The organism is Bacillus sp. FSL M8-0266, assembly GCF_038613425.1.
GTDB lineage: Bacteria > Bacillota > Bacilli > Bacillales > Bacillaceae > Bacillus > Bacillus pumilus.
This window is the reverse complement of the sequence record NZ_CP152015.1, coordinates 3,369,240-3,393,783: the sequence shown is the minus strand read 5'-3', so window position 1 is coordinate 3,393,783 and position 24,544 is coordinate 3,369,240. Positions and strand designations below refer to the sequence as shown.

The window sequence follows — 24,544 nt, the reverse complement described above, 5'->3', positions numbered from 1 at the left end:
TTGTTCCCCCCATATAAAGCAATCAAAAAGTTTGATAAGATAGAAATATGTTACATTTTTATGACTTTTTAAAATAATATCACAATTTGATTGGTTCATATAACTAAATTTGTGCTGAAAGGAAGGTCATACAATGAATCCTTCTGTTAAAAAGAAACGAGTCATACACCAATACCGTGAAGGTCAATTTACTTGCAAAACAGATGAAGTTGTAGAAGAATTTCCTTTAACTGTGATCGTGAATGGAGAGGAATTTGTAACACTTGTTTGTTCACCAGATCATTTGAAAGAATTGGTGATCGGTTTTTTAGCTTCAGAAGGAGTCATTCGATTTGAAAATGAGATTAAAAGGTTTACAATAGATGAAAGTATGGGCTTTGCCTATGTTGATTTAGTTCACTCAACCCGATTTCAGTCATCAGATTTTACAAAGCGGGTGATTGGTTCTTGCTGTGGGAAAGGGAGACATTTTTATTTTCTCCAAGATGTGAAAACAGCAAAAACAGCCATTGATCGAATCAACATTTCTGCTGATACTTGTATACGTCTAATGAAATGTTTACAAGAAGAAAGTCAATTGTTTCAACATACTGGTGGTGTGCATAATGCTGGACTGTGTGATACAGAAAAGCTATTCATCACTAGAACTGATATAGGAAGACATAATGCATTAGATAAAATCTATGGATACTGTTTACTTCATCAAATTCCACTTAGAGATAAAATTCTTGTGTTTAGCGGCCGGATATCGTCAGAAGTTCTATTGAAGGCAGCAAAACTAGGAGTGTCGATCGTCATCTCAAAATCAGCACCTACTGAGCTGGCGCTTAATATGGCAGAAGAATTAAATATCACGACAGTTGGATTTGTCAGAGGAGAATCTTTTAATATCTACACTCACCATCAGCGTATAACAGAATAGGAGGCAAAGTATGGACAGTATATTGGATAGGAGACATCGACCATTGCGCGATTTAAGAATATCAGTAACAGATCGCTGTAACTTTAGATGTACGTACTGTATGCCTGCTGAAATTTTTGGACCAGATTATCCTTTTTTGAATAAAGAAGAACTGCTTAGTTTCGAAGAAATTGAACAGCTTGCTACCCTTTTTGCAAAGGACCTAGGTGTGGTAAAAATACGCATCACGGGTGGTGAACCTTTAATGCGAAAAGATTTACCTATCTTAATAGAAAAGCTCTCAAAAATTCCAGGAATCGAAGATATTGCTATGACAACTAATGGAACGCTTTTACCTGTATATGCTGATAAGTTAAAGAAAGCAGGTCTTCAAAGAGTCACCATTAGTTTGGATTCATTAAATCCTGACCGTTTTAAGCAAATGAACGGAAGGAATATTTCTATCCAAAAAGTGTTTGATGGGATTGAAGCTGCAAAAAAAGCTGGACTTGCTATTAAGATCAATATGGTTGTTCAAAAAGGTGTGAATGATCAGGATGTTTTACCAATGGCAGCTTACTTTAAAAAAGAAGGACATGTTCTCAGATTTATCGAGTTTATGGATGTCGGAAATACGAACAAATGGAATCTAGAGCATGTCATGACAAAGAAAGAGATCATTGGTCTAATTGATTCAACATTTCCCATCAAACCAGAACCTCCTCAATATCCAGGTGAAGTAGCCAACCGATTCTTTTACCAAGATGGTTCAGGAGAGATAGGCATTATTTCTTCTGTTTCAGATGCTTTTTGTGGAACATGTAATAGAGCGAGACTTTCTGCTCGCGGTGAATTGTTTACATGTCTTTTTGCATCATCGGGTTTTGATCTGAAGCGGGTGATTCGCTCAACAAAAGATAATGAAGATATAAAGAATATATTGAAGGAACTATGGTCGAATAGAGATGATCAATATTCAGCTGAGAGAGAGCAGAAGAAAGATCAGAAAAAAGTTGAAATGTCATACATCGGTGGGTAGTGACAACAAAGTATCATGATCATGATTTTTTGAAAAGTAGAGAAAATGTCATAATCATTGTTGAAAATCCTTTTATAGAAATAGGTCTATTCATCTTAGAATCCTGTCATGATCAAAAACCAGCAGAAACTCTGCTGGTTTTTAAAATGTTATTTTGTGGCTCAAAAAGGTTGGGATATGCTTAGAAAATAGATTTTTCAACATTTTTTACTGATTTACTTTTATGGGAGCTGTGATAAGATCAACTCAATCTTTACCAGCTTGATTTTTTCACTCCTGGAATTTGGCCCTGATAGGCAAGCTCACGAAAAGCAATTCTAGACATTTTAAATTTTCGTAAGTAACCTCTAGGACGACCGGTTAACTCACAGCGGTTTTTTAAGCGAGAAGGGGAAGAGTCTCTAGGTAATTTCCGTAAAGCTTCATATTCACCTTTTTCTTTCAACTCTTTTCTTAATTCTGCATATTTCAATACAAGCTGCTGCCGCTTTTTTTCTTTAGCTATTTTAGATTTCTTTGCCACTTAAAACCCTCCTGGCTTAATGTTGGATTTTCCATTGAAAGGGGTCTTCAAACGTAGTCCATTCTTGATCAAATTCCTCAGGTGTGAGTAAGCATTGATCAAGTGTGCGAATGATATCTGCTTTAGGTAAATCTACGCCAATAAACACAAGTTTTGTATGCCTGTCACCAAATTCTGCGTCCCACTCATCAAGAAGCTCTGGTTCTTGCTTTAATATCTGTGCTTTTTCTTGCTCAGGCAAGGCAGCAATCCAGTAGGCAATTGGTTCAATCGCAACAGATTTTCCAGCCTGTGAAATTAAAATGGTTAAATCATGATGTGTGGCAAGCCATGTAAATCCTTTAGCGCGAACTATTTGCTTTGGCATCTGATCTAACCAATTATTTAACCTGCCAGTATGGAAGGGAAGTCTTCTTTCATAAACAAAGGAGGAGATTTGGTATTCTTCTGTTTCTGGCGTATGCTGAGAATGCCCAGCGTTGATTTCTTTAATCCATCCAGCAGAAGCACTGGACTTTTCAAAATCGAATAAACCAGTATTTAAAATGTCACTTGGCTTTACTTGCCCTTTTGAGGTTCTGATGATAGATGCTTCTGGTTGAAGTGTGGTCAGCACGTGCTCAAGTCGGTCTAATTCTGAGTTTGATACTAGATCACACTTATTGATAATCAACACGTCGCAAAATTCAATTTGATCAATAAGTAAATCGGAAATTTCTCGTTCGTCATCATCGGAAACGGCTTGTTTACGGTCTAATAGACTTTCTCCTGACTGGAAGTCGGTCCAGAAACGGTTCGCATCTACAACAGTGACCATCGTGTCTAGCCGGCAAAAGCGCGTCAAATCTATCCCCATTTCTTCATCAATATAAGAGAAAGTTTGCGCGACTGGAATAGGTTCACTAATACCTGTTGACTCAATGACAATATAATCAATATGACCAGTCTTACATAGGCGCTCTACTTCGGTTAACAAATCTTCTCTTAGTGTGCAGCAAATACAACCATTAGATAATTCAACTAGCTTCTCATCTGATCGAGAGAGCTCACCGCCTTGTTTGATTAGTTCTGCATCAATATTGATTTCGCTCATGTCATTAACAATAACAGCTACTTTTAACCCTTTACGATTTTGTAGTACATGATTTAATATCGTTGTTTTTCCAGCTCCTAAAAAACCGCTTAATACTGTAACGGGTATTCGTTTATTCATTTCCTTCTGTCCCTTTGCCAATGCTCATGTTAATTTCCGCCTCTCTTAAAAAGTAATGATTACGATTTGAAACCTAAAAATTATTTTGTTTCTCTATGAAGGGTATATTTCTTTAACCGAGGAGAATATTTTTTTAACTCCAGTCGGTCCGGATTCGTTCTTTTATTCTTTGTTGTGATATAGTTTCTGTCACCAGTTTCAGTACAGGCTAAGGTAATTTTTACACGCATCAGTAATAGGACCCTCCTTTAATTCGTAATTATTACGATTTGTATTTTAAAATGATCAAGATAGAATGTCAAGCTTAGAAGGGTAAAACAATGCCAAATATCAAACAAAAGGGGTATCATATGTTCATTGATACCCCCCTCCATTAATAAAAGTCACCAAGCTCTTCTTCGTATTCGCCTTCGTAGTGCTGAATGTCACTAGGAATTTCTTGAAGAAATGCTAGACCGCCTAATATCAGCATCAGGATAATGGCGATGAATGAGAGAATGGCTGCGACAATACTTGATATGGCAAATAGCGTCTGCATTTTCATCATCTTAGCATATTGTTCTAATAACTCTTCATAAGAATTATCAGGAGCTTGAATTAATTGTTCAGCTGCGTTTACAGATTTTTGTACATGGATTCCCATCATAATGAGGAAGACGCCAAGGGCAGCAGGAAGAACAAGCCAAAAACCAATAAGAATAGCTAGGCCGCCTGAAATATAGAGAAATATACTACCAACTTTTCCCCACTTTGTGATCGAATGAAGAGATTGAATGATTTTCTCAGTTTGTTGCAATGGTGTTCACTCCTTTATGTATTCACTCTTTATCATACTTGAGCAGGTAGTACTTTAGGAAGAGTGAATGTAGGACAATTAAAAAATATTTCTATCTTCACTTTACTATTTATGGATAAATAAATTATCTTCAAATAAGAAAAAAGTAACATTTACTATGAATTTTAACGTCGATTTATGTCATAAATAAGATTAGTAGTTAAAAATAATTAGTAAAATTATCAAAATATGTTGTTAGTTGTCTTGTAATTGGTTATTATTGTGTTGTATTACCATAAAAATTGGAAGGTGGAATTCATATGTTAGATCGTTTCTTAAACAAAATGACCAATGTTCAACCTGCAGCTTCAAGATGTATTTTGCAAAAATTAGTCACTTCATGCAAATCAGCGCCAACTTGTTTCCTTCAAGGTGTTGGAACTTTCCGTTACTACGTGGATCGTGATACAGGTGAGATTTGTACTAGCCAAGAACGCATTAGATGTGGCTGCTAAATTCAAGGATTTTATTTAATAGGATGTGAACGCATGAGCATATCTTCGATTTCATTCTTAACAAATGCTATGCAGACGTCAAACAGTCGTCAAGCGAGTCAAACATCCAATTCTTTTTTAAACCAAGCAGCGAAAATTGTTCAAGGCGACCATTCTCCAGAAGAGAGAAAGGCATTATTTCAACAACTGACTCTAGTTCAGCAAGGAAAAGATTTAGAGCTTCATGTGTCTAAATTAAAGGAACTAGAGAAAGAGGTTCAAAAAGAATCGTCTTCTTCGTCCGTTACTGTGAATCAGCATGGTGACCAAGTAGATATTTCAAATGAGGCTCGCAGTGAGTTTGAACAAGCTGAGGAACAAGCCACAGCTTCAAGTGAAGCGAGTGAAATCGCCGCAAGGGAAAAGGATCAGGATATACAGGCAGATTCAAACTAATAAAAAAATGAGGCGTGTGTTTTTTATCTTCACATGCCTCATTTATGTTTATTTTGCAGAAAACCTTGAATAAAGACCATCCGGAAAAGGGGCTGCATATGAGATTGTTTCATCTTCTTCTACCATGATGTAATATGGAAACTCTTCAATATGAAAGACGCCTATCATTTGTTCGTCCACTGAGATAATTCGCATGTTGGTTTGGTTATCACGATATAATTCTTGATCCTCTTCTTTCCCATTCTTTAGCAAAATACTAAAAGAAATGTCTAATTGACGCTGCTTTTTCGTTTCTAGGAATTGTTCCAGTGATGGGATGCAATGCGGACATGCTGTGTCAGTGAATATAAGCAACTGCTGCTTGTGATTGGTTTGCAGTAGATCATTTATTTGAATAGGTGATGTTTTTTCAAGTAGCGGATGAACAAATTTTTGTCCAACATGCTGGATCGGTAAGATGATTAATTCCATCTGGTGTTTTAAATAGATCATGATTCCGATCGTCAATAAAAGGCTGCAAAGAATAAGAGTTAGCTGTAAAAGTAAGATTGAAGTCATCGTATATCGTCCTCTCAGAATGAAGTTACGCAGAGCTATCATAATATAAATATCAAAAATATGTCAATTATACTAAATGGTGTAAGGTGGAGCGTTTGATGAGTACAGTGAACCATTGTTTATATGCAATCTCCTATACTTGGAAAAGAAGTCGATCATATCTTCTATTAACTTTATTAATCCAAGTGATCGTTGGCTTTATGCCTTTGGCTAGTGTCTGGATTATTCAAACATTGATTAATGAAATTATTTTATTCATGACTTCTTCAGGAGATATTCAAAAGGTCTTAAGGTTATTTGGGTTGCAAATGGTCATTGTGATTTTAGGATATGGGCTTCAATTCATTCTTCAGCTTAGTCAGCAGAAAGCGACAAATCTGATTGGTTTGCATTTGAAGGGTGAATTGCTTCAAAAAGCGATCAGGCTTCCATATATTACATTTGAACACCCGTCTTTTTATAATGAAAGTCAACGTGTGATGAACAGTCATCAGCATGTTCTGAGTATGGTTAGAAGTATTTTTACAATCATGAGCGCATTGATTACTGTTGTATCACTTCTCATTTATATGATTGGTATCCATTGGGGCTTGGCGGTCATTCTGATCTTATGTACTCTGCCTGTCTTGTGGATTGAGCTTTTCTTTGGAGGTGCACGGTATCAATTAAACCGCATGTTAACGGCCAATGATCGAAGAGAAATGTATGTGTCTGATCTTGTTGCGCAGCGAGATTCATTGAAGGAAATCCGTTTATATGGAATTGGAAATTATCTTCTTCAAAAATGGCAAGGTCATTATGTAAAAAGTGCAGATGAAAAATATAAATTACTAAAACGTCAGGTTCGCTGGGAGATGGCAGGCGGATTGCTTATGACATTTGCCTATGTGTGCTGTGGTCTTTTTATTGTCTTTCTTATCTTTCAAAAGAAATTAGCTGCGGGTACGTTTGTTGCTGTGCTCCAAGCTGTGCAAAATATTCAAAGTGGTTTTCAGGATTTGACGAGGGAATGTTCTAGTTTATATGAAACGAGTCTCTATATTGATGAAATGAGAACTTTTCAAAAGAGAGAAGAAGAAATTGATGAGCAGACAGAGGAAACGGCATCGCTTCGTAGGATTGAATGTATTCAGTCCATTACGCTAGAAAATCTCTCTTTTACCTATCCGAATATGAAAACGCCTGCTATTGAACATATACATTTTCATATCGATAAAGGTGAACGCATTGCATTGGTGGGGGATAACGGATCAGGTAAGACGACCTTGATTAAATGCTTGACCGGTTTATATGATCCAGACAAGCCGAATATGCAAAGGGTCAATGGTGAATCGATATCGACCGTTTATAAAAAATCATATCATGCGAGAATGGCCGTCCTTTTTCAAGATTTTATGAAGTACGAATTCACTGTGAAAGAAAACATTGGATTTGGCCGTATCGACGAAATAGATAAGGAAGAGCGCATGATCTCAGCTGCACGGCAAGCAGGCATAGAGAAAAGAATTCATCAAATGGAAGAAACATACGATGCGCAGCTTGGCCGGTTTTTTGAAGAAGGTCATGAACTATCTGGGGGACAATGGCAAAAGCTTGCGATGGCGAGAACCTTTTTTAGAGAAAGTGATTTTATCATTTTAGATGAACCGACTTCTGCTCTCGATCCGCTATCGGAGATTTCACTCATTCGAAAGCTATTCGATCATACTCAGGATCAAGGGGTCTTGTTTATCACCCACCGTATGGGAGCGGCCCGCTTAGCAGACCGGATTATCGTGATGAAAGATGGTGCTTTCGTTGAAGAGGGGAACCATGAAGAACTGATGGCGCTAGATGGAGAGTACAAAAGACTTTACGAGGCACAATCCCAACTATTTCAACAAAAGGAGATGGCGTAAGGTGAGTGTCTTTTATTTTATAGGTGTCTATTTATTAGGAATCATCTTTGCAGGTTCATGGCTTGATAAAGTGAGAAAACAAACAGCGCATATTCAGCAGATGAATGCTTATCGACTGCTGCCTCTTGCGCTCACGGCGCCTATGTTTTATTTGTTTTTGACTGTTGAATTGGCTTGTACGGGTTTATTGTTCGTGTGGAACATGTCTCTTGTACCTGCGATTGGTCTTACAGCACTTTTATGTATCTATACTGGAGCGGTCACCTTCAATTTATTGAGAGGACATCGTCACATTTCATGCGGCTGTGGAGGTTTGCTTGAAAATGACCGCCTTCACTGGGGAATTGTGATTCGTAATGTGTCGATGCTGGCTCTTGTGATTGGGTTGTTTTATGTACATCCCTATGTAGAAACAATTCCGTGGCCATTTCATATTATTTGTTTTCTGATTGCAGTGGCTGTCTGTTTGATTATAGCAGTGGGGAAAACAATCATGATGTTCAAAAGAAAATGGATGAATCAATTTGAATCGTTTATAGAAGGAGACCAAGTGAAATGACTGATATTCTACTAATTATTGTGTTATTCATTGTCATTGCTCAGCTGGCGGTCGTGTTTTTGCTTGCCCGCTTTATCGGAAAATTTATGAGTAAAATTAAATCCCTTGATGGGATTGAATTAAAGGAAGCGGATGTTGGTGATGCTGCGCCGTTATTTCGAAGCTATACACATTTAGGAGATAAGGTTATTTTAAAGGAGTATTTACAGAACGGAAGAGCCGTGATGCTGTTATTTGTAAATACCACTTGTATGACATGCAAAAGCATTTTGTCTGATATGCGTCAGCACATTTCTAGCGATGATACTCAATTCATTTTCATCAATGGAGATGAACAAGGAGATGATGCATTGCTTCTTCAATTGCTGCCTGATCAAGCTGTGTATGTGCGCTCTTCGCAAATCATGGAGCTGTATGGGGTAACTGTGGTTCCGCAAGCGATTCTGATAGATGAACATGGCATCATCCTCCAAAGAAAGGCTGTTCAAAATGCGAAACAGTTTGAACAGTTGTTACACGCATCATAAAAAGGCGTCTCTTTGTTGGAGAGACGCTCGTTTTATAATTCTTTTCCTAGAATGTCTAAATCGTACCTGCTGCCGTCCATTTCTGCGATGCGTGGCAAGTGACCCCATGTTTCAAAGCCGTGCTTTTTAAATAATCGAATGCTGGCTTCGTTGTGCCCGAAAATAAAGGCGAGTAATGTTCGAATGCCTAGTGAAGGTGCCAACTCAATGGCCTCTTGTAAAAAAAGTGATCCTAAGCCTTGCCCTCGATAGTCTTGGTTTAAGTAAATACTCATTTCAACGGTCCCGTTGTATGCAGGTCTTCCATAAAACGTTTCAAAGCTGAGCCAGCCGTAAATATGTCCATCCTCATCTGTTTTCACATAGAGAGGTCTTTTCTCTGAATGATTCAAAAACCATTGCCGGCGGTCTTCAACTGAAACTGGTTCTGTATCGGCGGTTACTTCTCTTGAAGCAATAGTCGAATTGTAAATATCAACGATTGCTTTGAGGTCATCTTCTGTTGCTATACGGTTGAAAGTTTTCACATTAAAGTCCCCCATCTTTTTTTCATTCATCATACATATTATTGATGCGATTGCGCAAAATAAAAAGAAAAATGATTTCGTGTGTATATATTTTTTGAAAAGTGTTCAGAATGTTGCTGAGGTGATGAAAAATGAGAGAGGAAGAAAAGAAACGTACTTCCAAAATCACAAAAGTTCAGCAATTTTTCCGTAAGCGCTGGGTATTCCCTGCAATTTACTTGGTCAGCGCAGCGGTCGTGTTAACAGCCGTTCTTTGGTATCAAGCTGTATCAAAAGATGTGAAAGACCAACTATCTGATGGAAATCAAACAGGGCAAGAACAGCGTGATGATGCCGTTGAAGTTGGAAAGCCAATTGAAAATGTTGCCATGCCAGTCCAGAATTCTGATAATGTTTCTGTCGTGAAAAAGTTCTATGAAGCAGATGCTGATCAAAAAGAAAAAGAAGCAGCACTTGTAAACTATAATAACACCTATACCTTGAGCAAAGGTATTGATCTTGCAGATAAAGATGGCAAAGTGTTTGATGTCACAGCTGCTCTTAGTGGAACAGTGGTTCAAGCGAAAAAAGATCCAGTTCTCGGTCACGTCGTTGAAATTGAACATGAAGATGGATTATCGACTGTTTATCAATCGTTGTCACAAGTGAGTGTTAAAGAAGGCGATGAAGTGAAGCAGAATGATGTCATCGGTGCTTCTGGTAAAAATCTTTATGGTGCTGAAAGCGGCAACCATGTGCATTTTGAAATTCGTATGGAAGGTTTAGCGCTTAATCCACTTAGCTTCATTGACAAGCCTGTTTCGACTATTGAAAAGGCCGCGCAAGAAGTGACGGAAGAAGCAAAAGAACCTGCTCAGCCAAAAGCTGATGAAAAAACGAAGGAACCTGCTGCTGAAGATAAGGCCAAAGAGCCTGCTGGAGAAAAATCTGAAGAAAAGTCTGATGAGAAGGGGAAATCCTCTGATCAAGAAAAGTCTTCTGATTCCTCTAAAGACAGCAGTCAATCTGAAGAAACAAAACAATCTTAAGTCTTGAAACCTCTGTATATGAATCATGCAGAGGTTTTTTTCTGTCTTTAAAAAATCCCCCGCACTCGGCGGGGGATGGTTTAGAGTGCGGCAGGTCCTTCTTCACCTGTCCGAATGTTGATTGTATTTTCTATCTCATATATAAAAATTTTCCCATCCCCTGGTTCGCCTGTACGAAGTACCTTTTGAGCTGTTTCAACGACCTGTTCGACAGGTACTTCGCTTAGGACGATTTCAATCTTTAATCGTTCGTACACATTATTTTCCTTTTTGACGCCGCGGTATAGCTCTGTATGTCCCTTTTGTAAACCGCAGCCGTGTACATTCGAAAAGGTAATGGAAGTGACACCAATCTTTCCAAGCTCCACCTTTAATGTTTCAAAATTGGCTGGACGTGTGACAATCTCCACTTTATACATTTTGCTCATAGAGACACCCCTTTTTCATTAATCTTGATAAGCTTTTTCCCCATGCATGGTTAAATCAAGACCCACTGATTCTTCTTCTTCAGTTGCGCGAATTTTAAAGAAGAGATTGACCACTTTGATGATCACGTATGTCACAACAGCTACAAAGGCATAGGTGGCTACAATAGCAACAACTTGCTTCCAAAGTAAGCTGGGATCTCCGTAAAATAAGCCATTGGCTCCGCCGTCATTGACAGAGGTTGTTGCGAAAAGCCCTGTTGCAATTCCTCCCCAAGTCCCGCCAATTCCGTGAAGCCCGAATGCATCTAGTGCATCATCATAGCCAAATTTGGCTTTGAGTGAGAAGACTCCCCAGAAACACACGATGCCGCCGATGATTCCGATGATAATAGAAGCAAAAGGTGTGACAAAACCTGCGGCAGGTGTAATTGCCACAAGACCTGCGATGGCTCCAGAAATCGCGCCGAGCATGGTCGGTTTTTTGTTGATCATCCACTCGACTAACAGCCAGCCAATGATTCCCGCAGCAGCAGCTGTATTGGTGTTAATAAAGGCATACATTGCGACACTGTCTAAGGTAAGAGCACTTCCAACGTTAAAGCCAAACCATCCAAACCAAATGACAGCTCCGCCAAGAAGGGTATAAATCAAATTGTGAGGAGAAGAGCTTGCTGCTTCTTTACGCTTCCCGAGCACAATCGCTACGACTAGACCTGCAACACCTGATGAAATGTGAACCACGTTTCCTCCAGCGAAGTCGAGTGCACCCATTTCGCCAATCCAACCGCCGCCCCATACCCAGTGTGCGACTGGCGCGTATACAAATGTGACCCAAAGGAGTGTAAACACGACGACCGCTGAGTAACGAATTCGTTCAGCAAAGGCACCTGAGATGATGGCTGTTGTTAAGACGGCAAAGGTCATTTGGAACATCATGAACAATGAATGTGGAATGGTCTCACTGTAGGAACCAGGTTCAAAGCCAACGCCTTTTAGTCCAATCCAGTCTAAGCCTCCAATCCATGCATTGCCTGGCGCAAAAGCCAAGGAATAGCCGAACATGATCCATACGATAGAGACGATCGCTAGTGAAGTTAAGCTGTGCATGGTTGTACTTAAGACGTTTTTACTTCTCACGAGTCCTCCGTAGAATAAGGCTAAACCCGGTGTCATTAACCACACAAGTAGTGCGCAGAAGAACATAAATACTGTATCACCCATTTGCATGCTGCATTCCCCCTGAATCATTCAGAATTAATTGATTTCTTAATTCTTCATTATAGAGAGAAAAGTCATATATAACATATTTGTGTAAGTTAATCTTACATGGTTTTTGGTTATATTCAATATAAATGGATGAAAAGTTCGTGAAATATGAGAAAAAACGTGCATTGAGCACGAAAAACAAAGGGCGTTTGACCTATAAAATGGAACTGAGAAACAACTTGGTTCGTTCCTCTTGAGGAGAATCGAACAATTTTGATGGCGTGCCTTCTTCGACGATACGGCCTTCGTGCATATAGACGACACGATCGGCGACTTCTTTTGCAAAGCCCATTTCATGTGTGACGATAACCATCGTCATGCCTTCTTTTGCGAGACTTTTCATTGTTTGCAGTACCTCGCCTACAAGCTCTGGATCGAGGGCGGACGTAGGTTCGTCAAATAACATGACATCTGGTTTCATGGCAAGAGCTCTTGCAATAGCCACACGCTGCTTTTGACCGCCTGATAGTTTAGAAGGATATACGTTGGCTTTATCCGCAAGTCCGACCTTTTCTAACAGGACGTTGGCTTCTGATACAGCTTGAGTCTTTTTTGTTTTTTTTACCATAACAGGCGCCTCGATGATGTTTTCAAGCACAGTTTTATGCGGAAAGAGGTTAAAATGCTGAAACACCATGCCTATTTTTTGCCGCATCTCGTTTAATTGATCGCGTTTTGGATGAACAGGGCTGCCATCAATGATGATTTCTCCATCATTTTTGATTTCTAAAAAGTTCATACAGCGGAGCAAGGTGCTTTTTCCAGAGCCGCTGGCTCCAATTAAGACGACTACATCATTTTCATAAACAGTGAGGTCGATATCCTTTAAAACATGCAGTTCTCCGAAGTGTTTGTTTAGTTTTTCAACACGAATGAGTTCCTTTGATTCTGTCATGTTTCTCCTCCTAATGGTCACTGACTGATAGTTTCTTCTCAAAGGTTTGGACAGCGAACGTTAACAGCAGGACAAGAACTAAGTAATAGACGGCTACAACAAGTAAATAGGTCATATTGTCAAAGCTGTTTGAGCCTTGGGTCGTGGCGACGTTAAATAGTTCATTGACGCTAATAAAGGCGGCGAGTGATGAATCTTTTAAGCCGATAATGAACTGGTTGCCAAGAGGGGGGAGGGCGCGTCGCATCGCTTGCGGGAGAATGATGCGTCTCATTGTTAGAAAACGTCCCATGCCAAGAGAGCGTCCTGCCTCTTTTTGCCCCTGATCGATCGATTGGATGGCGCCTCTGAATATTTCTGCTATATACGCTCCATTATGAAAGGCGAGCGCAATGGAAGCGGCCCAGAAGTCGGGGATATTTAATTCTGTCAGTCCAAAATATAGGATGAAAATTTGAACAATCAGTGGTGTGCCGCGTACAAGGAAGATATAGGCGTTGGCGATATAACCGAAGACAGTCACGCGTGATATTTTCAATAAAGCAAAGAAGAGCCCGATGAACATGCCAATAAAGATGCTGATCACAGTGAGCTGTAACGTGAGTAGCATTCCTTCTAAAAAAATACCTCTTGAATCAATCAGCGTCTGAAAAAAATGTGATAGGCTAGGCAAAACAATCATCTCCATTTGAAGAAAGTGCGCCTAAAAAAGGCGCACAATCGTGGTTTTAATTTTGTTTGACCGTGATGTCTTCATCAAAGTATTTCTCGCTAATTTGTTTTAATGTTCCGTCCTTTTTTAATGCGTCAATCGCATCGTTGATCTCTTTTATGAGCTGTTCATTTTCTTTAGATACAGCAATTGCCTGCTCGCTTTGTCCGAGTCTTTCCTGCGCTTCGATCTTTAATTTTTTCTTCATGGCTTCTGCACCTGTGGCGAAATCCGTCACGACTGCATCGTGTTTTCCGTTGGCTAGTGCTTCTAAAGCGACTACATCACTGTCGTAATATTTTGGTTCCTGCCCGCTATGTTCCTTTGCAATATCAGCGTAGGACGAGCCTTTTGAAACAGCAATTTCTTTACCTTTTAAATCATCAGCATGTTGAATGTCTGCTTCAGGTCTTGTGAAAATTTGCGGACCAGAGTAGTAGTAGGGCTTAGAAAGAAGGACGTGTTTTTTTCGTTCCTCATTGATGGTATGACTTGCAACTGCCGCATCAAATTTTCCTGATTTCACACCTTCGACAATGCCTGCGAACTTATATTTCTTCTGTATAGGCTCAAGGCCTAGTTTGTCACTGATCGCATTGCCTACATCGATATCAAAGCCTGACATCTGATTCCCATCCATGTAACTGAACGGGTGAAATTCACCTGATGCTGCAAATATAAATTTTCCATCCTCCAAAATTGGCGACCCTTTCGCTGTAGAATTACGTTTATCTCCGTTCCCATTTGTTTCATTTGAACCACACGAAGACAGAAGTAATACTGCAACCGAGAAAAGGGCTGGGACCCAAAACCGTCTTTTCTTAATAATAAGCTTCTCCTCCTTTTCAGCCGTTCTCCATATAAGGAGAAAGTAGGCTTTTAAATATGTGTAGCATCTTACCATTTGTTCCTCATATTCTCAATTTTATATGTGTTTTTCCAACACTCGCCCTTTTTAAAATGTATGTCTTGCTTTTCCAAGAGAGAACTTGAATTGATCAGGGTAAAAAAGGGAAATGAATCTCATAATAACGGAAGGAAACATGCCAGAACATAAAGAGGGGGTCGGTGTATGAAGAAGTGGAGGGACAACCGAAAAGTCTTTTTAACTGCTATTGCCTTTGGGACGATGTTAAATCCGTTGAATTCCTCAATGATTTCTTTGGCCTTGCATCAAATCCAACATGAATTCGGTTTGTCATTTACGACTGTATCTTGGCTTATTTCGTCTTTTTATTTAGCTAGTGCGGTGACGCAGCCGGTGAGCGGCCGGATTGGGGATCATGTGATGAGCCGGAGAACATTATTTTTATTCGGACTGGGTCTTGTGGCGGTCTCAGCCATCTGTGCGCCGTTTGCCCCGACGTTTGCGGTGCTGATTGTGATCCGGCTATTGCAGGCAATTGGGAGCAGTGCCATTTATCCTTCTGGTGTCGGACTCATTCGGGATCATATTCAAGACAAGCAGGCATCGGCGTTAGCGGTATTGTCCATTTTTGCTTCAGCGATGACGGCGCTTGGACCGACACTTGGCGGCTTTTTGATGACAATCGGTGGCTGGCCGGCTATTTTTTTAGTGAATCTGCCTTTTATTTTGATCAGCTTCTTTCTTGGACTATCTTTGTTTCCAAAGGAGCAGAAAAAGAGAAAGCTACGTATAGGTGAAACGATACGGAAGCTCGATCTGCCAGGCATGCTGCTTTTTACAGTTTGTATTGTCCTTCTGCTTTCGTTTTTATTATCACTAGGTCATGGCATTCAATATGTACAGGGGATTCTTTGTCTCGTGAGTGCAGGCGCTTTTATTTGGTGGGAGTATCAGGTGGATGAACCGTTTATTCAAATTCGGATGTTCAGACAGGAGCAGCGGCTTTCACTCGTGTATGTGCAATTTATCATTTTAAATATCTTTTTCTATTGTCTTTTCTTTGGTTTGCCGAGCTATTTCCAAGATGAATTAGGCTGGCGTGTGGAAATGACGGGTCTTTTTATGCTTTGCATGTCTGGGGTGAGCATCATTATCTCTCCGCTGACGGGAAAGTGGGTGGACCGCGGGGATGAACGCCATCCCGTATTAGCCAGTGCGGTATTAATGCTGGCTGGGGCGTCTGCGATGACCTTCTTTTTTATTCCGGCACCATTATGGGGGAAAGGGCTGGTTCTAGCGCTGCTTGGACTTAGTTACGGGATTGGAAATGTTGCGCTGCAAGCTGCCATGCTCAAGGCAAGCCCTCAGCATATGATTGGCACGTCCTCTGGGCTTTTTCAAACATGCCGCTACCTTGGTTCCATTCTGTCATCTGCTGTTCTCGGTATGCTGTTTGGGGATGAAATTGCTGGTCCTCATTTTGAGCAGTTAGGCTGGACGTTGATCATGATTTCCCTTATCGGCATCGGTGTCAGTCTTTATTTTTCGAACAAGGTCAGAGGAGGACATTCAATAAAAAAAGCGGCGCGATAAGTGGAAGAAGATTCTTCATCACGTTATCGCAAGCCGCTTAAGAGTTAGACAGGTCAGAGCCCTGATCCTTTTGCTTCCTTCTGAATATTTTCCCTACAATTGTCTCATAGAAAGTGACGATGCGATCAATTGGAGAGTCAAAGAACTTCCATAATTTATTCATGATAAACACGACCACAATCGATACGATCAAGCTGCCTAAAACATCTAATGGATAATGGTGACCGACCCAGATGCGGGAGAATCCTGTGAGTAATCCAAAGACGAGCAAGATGTTGCCAAGCTTTTTATTACGAGATCGAATGGCAAGTGAAAGAGCCAGTGCACCTGTTGTATGGTCACTTGGGAAGGAAGCGTCTGCTGAGTGCGGAATGAGTGTGTCGACTTTATGCGCCACAAACGGTCGCTCCTCATAATGAAACAGTGTAATCGCAAAATTGACGATAAGTGCCGCGATGCCCGTTACACCGGAAAAGAAGACATGCTTCTTAAATTTGTGATTACCTAAAAACCAGCAAATCAATAAGACAAGGGCGTACACAAGAATGGCCTTTTTCGTAATGAAAATCATGGCCTGATCTAAAAACTCAGAATGATGAGCCATCCCGTGTATCACTTTAAACAGTTCGTAATTCAAAACATCACCTATACCTTCGCTTAATGCCAACTATTTGTCAAATAATCGTTTATTTGAAACATCCTATATTTTAGCATGTTTCCGTTGAAGTTTAAAATAGAATCCTATTCTGATAGGGAGACCTTCTGTGCTTTTGCTTCTTGGGGCTTTCGTTCGCTCCAATAAAAAACAATCATACTGAGCAAGACAACAATACCTGCAATGAGATATACATTTGAAAAGTCTGTGAAACTGACAAGAAGACCAAATACAAATGAGCCAGCAGCAATACCCGTATCATATAAAGTGAAGAAAGTAGCCGTCGCATAGCCTGTACGGTGAGCTGGTGAGTGCTGAATGGCAAGTGTTTGTAAACATGGTACTAGCGATCCATAGCCAAGTCCAATGACACCACCTGATAGAAGAAGCATTGTAGCTGAATGTGTAGCTGTCAGCATCCATAAACCAATCGCAAAAAGAGCAATCGAAGGATAGATCACAATGTGAGGTCCTACTCGGTCAAAAAGTCTTCCTGTAAATGGACGTGATCCAAGCATCGCTGCCGCAAACACAATAAAGAAATAACTGCTTGCCCCCATCAAGTGAAGGGAATTGGCATAGACTGAAATAAATGAAATGATCGGCGAATAACAGAATGAAATAATGATGCCGACCGCCGCTGTTTTTAATGCACCTTTTTCAAACAGATGAGAAAAAGTAAATCGGAAGACGACACTACCCCCATCTTCAAGCTCTGGCTGTCTGATCAGCATCGTAAAAGCGGCACCAATGGTAACGATAATGGAAAAAAGAAGGAATAAGGAATGGAATCCTACTTTACCTACTTGATTGAGTGCGATAAATGGACCGATAACCACAGCGAGGTTCATGGACATGACAAAGTAGCCGAGTCCTTCCCCGCGTTTATGTTTTGGAATCATATCTGCCGCAATGGCACTGGTTACTGTCGTCAAAATGCTAAAAAAGATGCCTTGCACGAAACGCAGCATGAGAAGCGTTTGGAATTGATCAATTGAGATGTATAAATAAGTGAGTAAGGCAAATGCCGTTGAGGAGAAAATCGCCATCCGTTTTTTACCGAATTTCTCAATAATGGCTCCAGAAAACGGTCTTGTCACAATGGCGGACAATAAGAAGACCGTCACAAGGAGACCGCCCTGTGATTCTGTTCCATTTAGTTCATCCATTGTGTAAATAGGCAGCAAGGTTAAAAGGGCATAAAAAGAGGTGAACGTAAATAAATTCACCAGGACAATCATGATAAAGTCTCTCGTCCAAATGCGTTCGTTCATGATGTATGTCACTTCCTATTCAGTTGATAATTTGTGTAAAAGTGTATGGAGGAGTTGTTTTTCTTCGTGGGTGAAATCTGAAAGACATTCTTCTTCAAATTGTTCCATCGTACGTTTGATTTCTTCAAATCGGGCCTTAGCATCATCTGTCATCACGATCAGATTTTCACGTTTGTCTTTTCCTTGTACACGTTGCACCCAGCCATTTGCTTCTAGACGGGTTACGGTTCGGGTAATGGTTGGGGCTTCGACGTTCAAATATGTCCAAATGTCTTTTTGGGTTTTCGGGCCGAATGTATCCAAACAAAAAAGTACAGTCCATTGGGACATGTACAAGTCATAAGCAGCAAGCGCTTCGTTCGCCTTTTTAGACAGCAGGCGTGCGCTTTGGTGTATTTGATGTAAACACTCTCTATTTAACGTATCCATATGCTCACCTTTATTCAATATTTAGCTAGGTAAATAAAATCACCTTTTCTATTTTACGTGCTCGACCCATTCTTGTAAAGTGAAAATTTTCGCCACTCGAAATGATTGCATTTTCTGATAAATCCCTTGTCCTATCTTCATTTTTAGCATATTCCCTATGCAATGCTAATACACTGTTACAAACCTGACAAAGAGAGTGTTTGAGGTGAGGGATCGTGTTTGGCATTTACTACCTAATGGATGAGAAATTAAGACGAACAAGCGCCTCTGAAAATGGATAATATTGATACGAATCTCATTTCACACTTCTCACATCCATTTTAGGGAGGTCGAGTGGTGTGCACGATTACATCAAAGAGCGAACAATCAAGATAGGAAAGTATATCGTGGAGACAAAGAAAACCGTTCGTGTAATTGCGAAAGAATTTGGAGTCTCTAAAAGTACTGTACACAAGGATCTAACAGAAAGACTGCCAGAAATTAATCCAGATCTGGCTAATGAAGTGAAGGAGATACTGGATTATCATAAATCAATCCGCCACTTGCGAGGGGGAGAAGCCACTAAATTAAAGTATAAAAAAGAAGAAATTTTAGAAGGCGAGCCTGTGAAACAATAAGCTTAGTTCTTTGTTCATAAACATGATATATATATCTTCCTCATATCGGTAGTTTCTAACCACAAAATTTGTAAAGACTTTTGTAAAGAAATATCTTTTTTTCTGCAAATTATGATAGAATATATAATTAGGGCAGAATGTGGTATTTGCTATGGAAACAGATTTTCAAGGAGGATATATATAGATGTTTGCTAGGGATATTGGAATTGATCTTGGTACTGCCAATGTACTGATTCATGTCAAAGGAAAAGGAATTGTGTTAAATGAACCATCTGTTGTAGCTCTTGACAAAAACAGCGGGAAAGTTTTGGCTGTTGGAGAAGAGGCTAGACGTATGGTTGGACGTACGCCTGGGAATATTGTTGCGATTCGTCCATTAAAAGATGGCGTAATTGCTGATTTTGAAGTAACTGAAGCGATGCTCAAGCATTTTATTAACTCATTAAATGTGAAAGGGCTATTCTCTAAGCCGCGTATGCTCATCTGCTGCCCAACAAACATTACATCTGTTGAGCAGAAGGCGATCAAAGAAGCTGCTGAAAAAAGCGGCGGTAAGCATGTATTTCTTGAAGAAGAGCCAAAAGTAGCAGCTATTGGTGCTGGTATGGATATTTTTCAGCCAAGTGGAAACATGGTCGTAGATATTGGAGGCGGAACGACAGATATCGCTGTCATCTCAATGGGTGACATTGTAACCGCCTCTTCTATTAAAATGGCTGGAGACAAATTTGATCTGGAAATTCTCAACTACATTAAAAAAGAGTACAAGCTGTTGATCGGTGAACGCACGGCTGAGGATATTAAGATCCAAGTTGCAACGGTATTCCCAGACGCACGTCACGAAGAGATTTCAATTCGTGGACGAGACATGGTGACAGGATTACCAAGAACGATTACCGTCACAAGCAAAGAAGTAGAAGAAGCATTGCGTGAATCTGTATCTGCGATTGTTCAGGCTGCGAAGCAAGTTCTTGAGAGAACACCGCCTGAATTATCAGCTGATATTATTGATCGCGGCGTCATCATTACAGGTGGCGGAGCTCTTCTAAACGGGCTTGATCAATTGCTTGCAGAAGAGCTGAAAGTACCAGTTTTCGTTGCTGAGAATCCGATGGATTGTGTAGCTGTTGGTACTGGCGTCATGCTTGATAATATGGACAAGCTGCCAAAGCGTAAACTCAGCTAATGATGTCCCTCATTCTTTTTCGAAAGAATGGGGGATTTTTATTAAAGAACCCTGCAAATATGCCGATATATTTCATAGAAGATTGTGTTTAGGTCATGTGAAAGAATTTTAATGAGGTGAGCACGTGTTAAAAGGACTATATACCGCAACATCTGCCATGATCGCTCAAGAGCGGCGGACAGAAATGCTTTCAAATAATATCGCAAATGCGAATACGCCAGGATATAAAGCGGATGAGGGGACCATGCGGGCATTTCCAGAAATGCTGCTAAGCCGAATGGAGTCAGGACGTTTCCAAACTTCCTCAGGCAAAGGTTTTAGTGTTCCGCAGCAAACGCCGATTGGCGGCATTAATACGGGGACCTATATGCAGGAACTGATCCCTCAATTTACACAAGGAACTTTAAAAACAACAGATCAAACAACGGATGTCGCACTAGTCGAAAATAATGTGCCGATCAACCCGGAGACCAATCAGAAATCAGCGCTCTTTTATGCGGTCAATACCCCAGAAGGCGTTCGTTATACGAAAAGCAGCTCGATTACAATGAACGCACAAAATCAGTTGACTATCAATGGAAGTGCCCTTCTTTCTGTCACAGGTCAGCCAATTACGGTTCAGAGTGAGAATTTCAAAGTGAATGCAGATGGAACTGTGAGTGAAAATGGACAAAATCTCGGGCAAATTGATGTACGTGTTGCGATGGATACAAGGAATTTAGCGAGAGAAGGAAATGATTTATACCGTACAGCTGATAACCAGCCCCTGCCAAGCGCAGTCAATAACGGTCAAATGTCCTATACGTTAAGTCAAGGTGTATCGGAGCTATCGAACGTGGATGTGACGAAATCATATACAGAAATGACAACCGCCTATCGAGCATTTGAAACAAACCAAAAAGTGGTTCAGGCGTATGATAAAAGCTTAGAAAAAGCAGTGAATGAAATCGGCAGAGTGTACTAATCAAGAAATGAAAAAGAAAGGAGGATTCTCATGCTTAGAACGATGATCAATGCAGCTGTATCAATGAACGAAGTACAAAAGCAGCTTGATATTATCAGTAATAACATCGCGAACAGTGAAACAACAGGGTACCGTGCGAAAAATACCCGTTTCTCAGAGCTGATCAGACAACAGTTCAACCAAGTGGATGAAAAAAATGCGCAGGTGGCAAACAGTCGTCTGACACCTGATGGGCTAAGGCTTGGTACGGGTACGATGGTCAATGCGTCCATTAACTCGCTGCAAGGCTCGATTAAAGAAACAGGTCGTGATCTTGATGTTGCATTTGGAGCGCCATCTCAGTATATGCAGGTCAATGTCGGCGGTAATATTCGTTATACAAGAGACGGTTCTCTTTACTTACAGCCAGGCAATAATCGTAATCAAGTGCAGCTTGTCACTAGCGAAGGCCATCCGATTCTTGATGAAAACGGAAATGAAATCGTCTTAAATGCGAATTTCCGTGATATTTCAATTGATAAAAATGGACGTCTAACAGCCATTTCAAGAGACAATCAACCGAATCAGCAAGTGAATTTAGGGGTTGTACAAGTCAATAACTCTTCAGCACTTGTCTCTGAAGGAGATAATTTGTTCTCAGTTGACGGTACTTATCAAGGTGCATTAACGGCACTAAATGGAGCAAACCGCCAAGCGATTCAGCTTCAGCAAGGTGCACTTGAAACGTCGAATGTGGACATGTCTAAAGAATTAACGGATCTCATGACAACACAGCGCTCCTATCAGATGAATTCAAGAACGATTACGATGGGTGATCAAATGCTTGGATTAGTGAATACAATTCGATAACGAGCAGGCTGACATCAGCCTCTCATGATAAAAAAGGCGGCTCGCTCAAAGTCGCCCTTTTTTTTATAAAAATCTGAGACATCGGCAAGCAGATCCTCAAGATCAATCCAAGCTTCTTTTCGTTCAAGGCATGTGACGAGCCTTGCAATCTGCTCATCTGCCTTTGGCGTTTGGCTGTAGAGAAGAAATAAGATTTGGAACTTGATTCTTAATATATCAAATTGTGAAGCAACGGCTTCTTTTAATCCTTTTTGAATATACTTCATTCCTTCATCGGTTAAATTTTCTTTATAACAGGAACGCACAGTTTCATAGAGGCACGATACATAGGAGTGTGCGGACTTCCGGTATGCTGGGAGATGAAGTGCTTTTTTAAAGTATTCCAGCGCTTTCTTGTGACGGTTTTGTCTCGACTGAATAAAGCCAGCGTCATAATAAACGATACCGAGCAGTTCTTGATCATCAATGATTTTCACGTATTCGATGATCTCAATAAAAAGAGCTTCTGCTTCTTCATATTTTTTTTGATCGCTAAAGTTAAGTGCGAGGACAATTTTGCACCGATAAATGCTATGGATATCCCCGTGCTTTGCAAAGATATCCATGGCTTTTTCAACATGACGAATCGATAACAACGAATAGCGGTTGTTATAATAAACACCACTTGTACGAAAATGGAACTCGGCTTCCTCTAGCTCATCGTCTAGCAGCGGCAGTTTTTCTTCTGCTTTTTCAAGATAATGAATGGCATCATTTTGATCGCTTTTTAAAGATTCGTATAAACCGAGAAAGAAGTTAAAATAATATTGCAGTTGATCGTTCATTTGGTCTTTGTACTGCATCAGTTCATGTTTAATTTTTTCTAAGTCCTCTGTCTGATTCATCCAGAGCTGATGCCGAAAAAGCATCAGCTGATAATGTAAATAGAGTTCCTGTTTTTTTGATATTTTACGTTGATGTTTTAATAGAGTTATTTTGATTTCTTCAGCCTTCGAAAAATGTCGATGCTTTAGCATTGTATACCACGAATGGAGAAGTTTTTTAATGGATTTATCACTTATAAAATTCATTTTTTCCCTCTTATTCAATCAATGATGTAATATATATTACCATATTTGTGAAAAAACAATGAGTGTAGTGTGGATTATATTTGATGACAATAGGTAATAGTAGATTCTATTTTTTACCATATATGTGGAGCGGACGTTGAAAAATACGAGCATTCATAATATACTTCTATAGGAATCAAATGAAGATCATCGATATAGAAAAAAGGAGAGATCAAGATATGCTTGATGCTCAGCAAATTCAAGACATTATTCCACACCGTTATCCATTCTTATTGGTCGACCGTATTTTAGAGGTTGAAGGAGAGAAGAGAGCGGTTGGGATTAAAAATGTCACAGTGAACGAAGAATTTTTTAATGGTCATTTCCCAGGATACCCAGTCATGCCGGGTGTGCTTATTGTAGAAGCACTTGCGCAGGTGTTTGGGGTCATTATGTTAGGCAAAGAAGAAAACAAAGGGAAAATTGGTTTGTTTGCAGGAATTGACGGATGCCGTTTCAAAAGACAGGTGAAGCCTGGCGATCAGCTTCGTTTAGAGGTAGAAGTGACGCGCCTTAGGGGTCCAGTTGCAAAAGGAAAAGCAGTAGCCACAGTAGATGGCGAAGTGGCATGTGAAGCAGAACTCACATTTTCTATCGGTCCTAAAGTATCATGATTTGCCTGGCGGTTCATCAAGGATGAATCGCTTTTTATATGGAAACAACTAGTCTGAACGGATCAGGACTTGCATTTTTGACAAAAAAACGTCATATTAGACAAAAAAGATGAAGGTGATAAAAGATGCTGAAAGAATTTAGAGAATTTGCAGTCAAGGGAAATGTCATTGACTTGGCTGTAGGTGTCATCATTGGGGGAGCATTTGGCAAAATTGTCACTTCTCTTGTGAATGATTTGATCATGCCGCTCGTCGGTATTATTATTGGCGGACATGATTTTAGCGGTCTATCTATTAAGATCGGATCTGCTCAAATTTTATATGGAAGCTTCATACAAACAGTGATTGATTTCTTGATTATCTCGTTTTCCATTTTTATCTTTATTCGTTATTTGAATAAATTAAAACGGAAAAAGGTAGAGGAAGAAGAGGTTGTAGAAACGCCGGATCAAACGGAAGTTTTACTAACTGAAATTAGAGATCTCTTGAAAAATCAAAGCCAATCGAAAGATGTGCAATAAAAAAAGAGCGGCTAACTCCGCTCTCAGCGTGTAGGCAAACCCTCGCATTCGTTGTCAGGTCTGTGC

30 protein-coding genes are annotated in these 24,544 nt (G+C 40.1%); 15 read left to right on the top strand and 15 right to left on the bottom strand.

Annotation, left to right across the window (positions count from 1 at the left end):
* Positions 1 to 133: 133 nt before the first annotated feature.
* A complete protein-coding gene (gene fdhD / locus MKY83_RS17510; RefSeq protein ID WP_185107723.1) occupies positions 134 to 922 on the top strand; it encodes a formate dehydrogenase accessory sulfurtransferase FdhD in 789 nt (262 codons plus the stop codon).
* Between the two features lie 10 nt (positions 923 to 932).
* On the top strand, positions 933 to 1,940 hold the full coding sequence (moaA, locus tag MKY83_RS17505; protein ID WP_065097872.1) for a GTP 3',8-cyclase MoaA: 1,008 nt from the start codon (positions 933 to 935) through the stop codon (positions 1,938 to 1,940).
* Between the two features lie 253 nt (positions 1,941 to 2,193).
* On the opposite strand, the gene rpsN is transcribed toward moaA, so the two are convergent.
* The 4 genes from rpsN to MKY83_RS17485 all read right to left on the bottom strand — a co-directional run bounded on the left by rpsN (position 2,194) and on the right by MKY83_RS17485 (position 4,472).
* Positions 2,194 to 2,463 (bottom strand): 30S ribosomal protein S14, encoded by a 270-nt coding sequence (gene rpsN, locus MKY83_RS17500; RefSeq protein ID WP_106067004.1) that lies wholly within the window; start codon positions 2,461 to 2,463, stop codon positions 2,194 to 2,196.
* A 16-nt stretch (positions 2,464 to 2,479) separates the two neighbouring features.
* The gene (locus MKY83_RS17495) at positions 2,480 to 3,676 is read right to left on the bottom strand and encodes a GTP-binding protein (RefSeq protein WP_113767791.1); all 1,197 of its coding nucleotides are present in this window, start codon (positions 3,674 to 3,676) and stop codon (positions 2,480 to 2,482) included.
* An 80-nt stretch (positions 3,677 to 3,756) separates the two neighbouring features.
* The gene (gene rpmG / locus MKY83_RS17490) at positions 3,757 to 3,906 is read right to left on the bottom strand and encodes a 50S ribosomal protein L33 (RefSeq protein WP_003214771.1); all 150 of its coding nucleotides are present in this window, start codon (positions 3,904 to 3,906) and stop codon (positions 3,757 to 3,759) included.
* A 143-nt stretch (positions 3,907 to 4,049) separates the two neighbouring features.
* Complete coding sequence (locus tag MKY83_RS17485) at positions 4,050 to 4,472, bottom strand: DUF5362 family protein (RefSeq protein ID WP_044140130.1); 423 nt, start codon at positions 4,470 to 4,472, stop codon at positions 4,050 to 4,052.
* 299 nt (positions 4,473 to 4,771) lie between these two features.
* On the opposite strand from MKY83_RS17485, the gene MKY83_RS17480 reads away from it, so the two are divergent.
* Together MKY83_RS17480 and MKY83_RS17475 are read left to right on the top strand one after the other, a co-directional pair.
* A complete protein-coding gene (locus MKY83_RS17480) occupies positions 4,772 to 4,966 on the top strand; it encodes a hypothetical protein (RefSeq protein ID WP_003215165.1) in 195 nt (64 codons plus the stop codon).
* A gap of 33 nt (positions 4,967 to 4,999) precedes the next feature.
* The gene (locus tag MKY83_RS17475; protein WP_185107725.1) at positions 5,000 to 5,401 is read left to right on the top strand and encodes a hypothetical protein; all 402 of its coding nucleotides are present in this window, start codon (positions 5,000 to 5,002) and stop codon (positions 5,399 to 5,401) included.
* 48 nt (positions 5,402 to 5,449) lie between these two features.
* Here the strand turns inward: MKY83_RS17475 and MKY83_RS17470 are convergent, their stop codons facing one another.
* Positions 5,450 to 5,959: a thiol:disulfide interchange protein gene (locus tag MKY83_RS17470; RefSeq protein WP_126741268.1), complete on the bottom strand. Its 510-nt coding sequence runs from the start codon at positions 5,957 to 5,959 to the stop codon at positions 5,450 to 5,452.
* A 98-nt stretch (positions 5,960 to 6,057) separates the two neighbouring features.
* Here MKY83_RS17470 and MKY83_RS17465 point away from each other — a divergent pair, with 98 nt between their 5' ends.
* The 3 genes from MKY83_RS17465 to MKY83_RS17455 are packed head-to-tail and all read left to right on the top strand — an operon-like array spanning position 6,058 to position 8,943.
* Positions 6,058 to 7,857, top strand: coding sequence for an ABC transporter ATP-binding protein (locus MKY83_RS17465; protein WP_065097878.1), 1,800 nt, complete (start codon positions 6,058 to 6,060; stop codon positions 7,855 to 7,857).
* A gap of 1 nt (position 7,858) precedes the next feature.
* A complete protein-coding gene (locus MKY83_RS17460) occupies positions 7,859 to 8,416 on the top strand; it encodes a MauE/DoxX family redox-associated membrane protein (RefSeq protein ID WP_065097879.1) in 558 nt (185 codons plus the stop codon).
* The gene (locus MKY83_RS17455) at positions 8,413 to 8,943 is read left to right on the top strand and encodes a thioredoxin fold domain-containing protein (RefSeq protein ID WP_106067008.1); all 531 of its coding nucleotides are present in this window, start codon (positions 8,413 to 8,415) and stop codon (positions 8,941 to 8,943) included. Before MKY83_RS17460 ends, MKY83_RS17455 begins: the two co-directional genes overlap by 4 nt.
* Before the next feature lie 32 nt (positions 8,944 to 8,975).
* Here the strand turns inward: MKY83_RS17455 and MKY83_RS17450 are convergent, their stop codons facing one another.
* Entirely contained in the window at positions 8,976 to 9,485 is a 510-nt protein-coding gene (locus MKY83_RS17450; protein WP_065097881.1) for a GNAT family N-acetyltransferase, read from the bottom strand.
* Between the two features lie 116 nt (positions 9,486 to 9,601).
* Between MKY83_RS17450 and MKY83_RS17445 the strand changes: the two genes are divergently transcribed.
* Positions 9,602 to 10,498: a peptidoglycan DD-metalloendopeptidase family protein gene (locus tag MKY83_RS17445; protein ID WP_003214850.1), complete on the top strand. Its 897-nt coding sequence runs from the start codon at positions 9,602 to 9,604 to the stop codon at positions 10,496 to 10,498.
* 80 nt (positions 10,499 to 10,578) lie between these two features.
* Here MKY83_RS17445 and MKY83_RS17440 read toward each other — a convergent pair whose 3' ends face one another.
* The 5 genes from MKY83_RS17440 to MKY83_RS17420 form a co-directional block, all read right to left on the bottom strand.
* The gene (locus MKY83_RS17440; protein ID WP_335351368.1) at positions 10,579 to 10,926 is read right to left on the bottom strand and encodes a P-II family nitrogen regulator; all 348 of its coding nucleotides are present in this window, start codon (positions 10,924 to 10,926) and stop codon (positions 10,579 to 10,581) included.
* Between the two features lie 18 nt (positions 10,927 to 10,944).
* Positions 10,945 to 12,153: an ammonium transporter gene (locus tag MKY83_RS17435; protein WP_044140123.1), complete on the bottom strand. Its 1,209-nt coding sequence runs from the start codon at positions 12,151 to 12,153 to the stop codon at positions 10,945 to 10,947.
* A 193-nt stretch (positions 12,154 to 12,346) separates the two neighbouring features.
* A complete protein-coding gene (locus MKY83_RS17430) occupies positions 12,347 to 13,087 on the bottom strand; it encodes an amino acid ABC transporter ATP-binding protein (protein WP_113767789.1) in 741 nt (246 codons plus the stop codon).
* A 10-nt stretch (positions 13,088 to 13,097) separates the two neighbouring features.
* Entirely contained in the window at positions 13,098 to 13,775 is a 678-nt protein-coding gene (locus MKY83_RS17425; protein ID WP_080772963.1) for an amino acid ABC transporter permease, read from the bottom strand.
* 40 nt (positions 13,776 to 13,815) lie between these two features.
* Entirely contained in the window at positions 13,816 to 14,703 is an 888-nt protein-coding gene (locus tag MKY83_RS17420) for a transporter substrate-binding domain-containing protein (protein WP_044140120.1), read from the bottom strand.
* A 168-nt stretch (positions 14,704 to 14,871) separates the two neighbouring features.
* On the opposite strand from MKY83_RS17420, the gene MKY83_RS17415 reads away from it, so the two are divergent.
* Positions 14,872 to 16,260 carry an MFS transporter gene (locus MKY83_RS17415; RefSeq protein WP_044140118.1) on the top strand — a complete coding sequence of 463 codons (1,389 nt, stop codon included), beginning with the start codon at positions 14,872 to 14,874 and terminating at the stop codon, positions 16,258 to 16,260.
* A 37-nt stretch (positions 16,261 to 16,297) separates the two neighbouring features.
* Here MKY83_RS17415 and MKY83_RS17410 read toward each other — a convergent pair whose 3' ends face one another.
* From MKY83_RS17410 to MKY83_RS17400, 3 genes are all read right to left on the bottom strand, one after another.
* Positions 16,298 to 16,897 carry an undecaprenyl-diphosphatase gene (locus tag MKY83_RS17410; protein ID WP_044140370.1) on the bottom strand — a complete coding sequence of 200 codons (600 nt, stop codon included), beginning with the start codon at positions 16,895 to 16,897 and terminating at the stop codon, positions 16,298 to 16,300.
* A gap of 104 nt (positions 16,898 to 17,001) precedes the next feature.
* Positions 17,002 to 18,189, bottom strand: a complete 1,188-nt coding sequence (locus MKY83_RS17405; RefSeq protein WP_044140116.1) for an MFS transporter — start codon at positions 18,187 to 18,189, stop codon at positions 17,002 to 17,004.
* Positions 18,190 to 18,204: 15 nt separating this feature from the next.
* A complete protein-coding gene (locus MKY83_RS17400; RefSeq protein ID WP_044140115.1) occupies positions 18,205 to 18,618 on the bottom strand; it encodes a MarR family transcriptional regulator in 414 nt (137 codons plus the stop codon).
* A 338-nt stretch (positions 18,619 to 18,956) separates the two neighbouring features.
* On the opposite strand from MKY83_RS17400, the gene spoIIID reads away from it, so the two are divergent.
* The 4 genes from spoIIID (at position 18,957) to MKY83_RS17380 (ending at position 22,234) form a co-directional block, all read left to right on the top strand.
* The gene (gene spoIIID / locus MKY83_RS17395) at positions 18,957 to 19,235 is read left to right on the top strand and encodes a sporulation transcriptional regulator SpoIIID (protein WP_008343327.1); all 279 of its coding nucleotides are present in this window, start codon (positions 18,957 to 18,959) and stop codon (positions 19,233 to 19,235) included.
* 184 nt (positions 19,236 to 19,419) lie between these two features.
* Positions 19,420 to 20,421, top strand: a complete 1,002-nt coding sequence (mbl, locus tag MKY83_RS17390) for a cell shape-determining protein Mbl (protein WP_012011515.1) — start codon at positions 19,420 to 19,422, stop codon at positions 20,419 to 20,421.
* Between the two features lie 124 nt (positions 20,422 to 20,545).
* Positions 20,546 to 21,385, top strand: a complete 840-nt coding sequence (locus tag MKY83_RS17385) for a flagellar hook-basal body protein (RefSeq protein WP_106067013.1) — start codon at positions 20,546 to 20,548, stop codon at positions 21,383 to 21,385.
* Between the two features lie 30 nt (positions 21,386 to 21,415).
* A complete protein-coding gene (locus MKY83_RS17380) occupies positions 21,416 to 22,234 on the top strand; it encodes a flagellar hook-basal body protein (protein WP_003215031.1) in 819 nt (272 codons plus the stop codon).
* Between the two features lie 14 nt (positions 22,235 to 22,248).
* On the opposite strand, the gene MKY83_RS17375 is transcribed toward MKY83_RS17380, so the two are convergent.
* Positions 22,249 to 23,304 (bottom strand): tetratricopeptide repeat protein, encoded by a 1,056-nt coding sequence (locus tag MKY83_RS17375; RefSeq protein WP_065097884.1) that lies wholly within the window; start codon positions 23,302 to 23,304, stop codon positions 22,249 to 22,251.
* A 218-nt stretch (positions 23,305 to 23,522) separates the two neighbouring features.
* Here MKY83_RS17375 and fabZ point away from each other — a divergent pair, with 218 nt between their 5' ends.
* The gene (fabZ, locus tag MKY83_RS17370) at positions 23,523 to 23,957 is read left to right on the top strand and encodes a 3-hydroxyacyl-ACP dehydratase FabZ (RefSeq protein ID WP_012011512.1); all 435 of its coding nucleotides are present in this window, start codon (positions 23,523 to 23,525) and stop codon (positions 23,955 to 23,957) included.
* Between the two features lie 125 nt (positions 23,958 to 24,082).
* Entirely contained in the window at positions 24,083 to 24,478 is a 396-nt protein-coding gene (gene mscL, locus MKY83_RS17365; protein ID WP_044140111.1) for a large conductance mechanosensitive channel protein MscL, read from the top strand.
* The last annotated feature ends 66 nt before the right edge of the window (positions 24,479 to 24,544 follow it).